Genomic DNA, 533 nt, shown 5'->3' with positions numbered 1-533 from the left:
CCCCCTGGTCCCAAACCAGGTGCTCTACCAAGCTGAGCCACTTCCCGAGAGTGCGCCCTGAGAGATTCGAACTCCCGACCTTTTGATTCGTAGTCAAACACTCTATCCAGCTGAGCTAAGGGCGCATATTAAATTATTAATAAAGTACCGAGGGCCGGACTTGAACCGGCACGATAGTCACCTACCGCAGGATTTTAAGTCCTGTGTGTCTGCCAATTCCACCACCCCGGCATAACGAAAAGACTTATATGAGCTCTTGGAGGCGGCACCCGGATTCGAACCGGGGGATAAGGGTTTTGCAGACCCGTGCCTTACCACTTGGCTATGCCGCCAAGGTTTATGCTCGATATAAGATTAAAAGCTTTCTGGAGCGGAAGACGAGGCTCGAACTCGCGACCCCCACCTTGGCAAGGTGGTGTTCTACCACTGAACTACTTCCGCATATAAATGGCTGGGCTATCTGGATTCGAACCAGAGAATGACGGAGTCAAAGTCCGTTGCCTTACCGCTTGGCTATAGCCCAAGATCTAAAA

Annotated in this window: 5 tRNA genes; all 5 read right to left on the bottom strand. The window is 51.4% G+C overall.

From position 1 onward, the window contains the following. Nucleotides 1-51: 51 nt before the first annotated feature. Nucleotides 52-125: transfer RNA gene (locus DS745_RS04350), tRNA-Arg, on the bottom strand. 20 nt (nt 126-145) lie between these two features. Then, a tRNA-Leu gene (locus tag DS745_RS04345) sits at nt 146-231 on the bottom strand. Between the two features lie 26 nt (nt 232-257). Beyond that, nucleotides 258-332: transfer RNA gene (locus tag DS745_RS04340), tRNA-Cys, on the bottom strand. Nucleotides 333-366: 34 nt separating this feature from the next. Next, nucleotides 367-441 (bottom strand) — tRNA-Gly (locus tag DS745_RS04335). 7 nt (nt 442-448) lie between these two features. Then, nucleotides 449-523: transfer RNA gene (locus DS745_RS04330), tRNA-Gln, on the bottom strand. Nucleotides 524-533 lie beyond the last annotated feature (10 nt).

Origin of the sequence: Anaerobacillus alkaliphilus (genome assembly GCF_004116265.1) — a bacterium.
Classification (GTDB): Bacteria; Bacillota; Bacilli; order Bacillales; family Anaerobacillaceae; genus Anaerobacillus; species Anaerobacillus alkaliphilus.
This window is presented reverse-complemented; position numbering and strand designations above follow the sequence as displayed.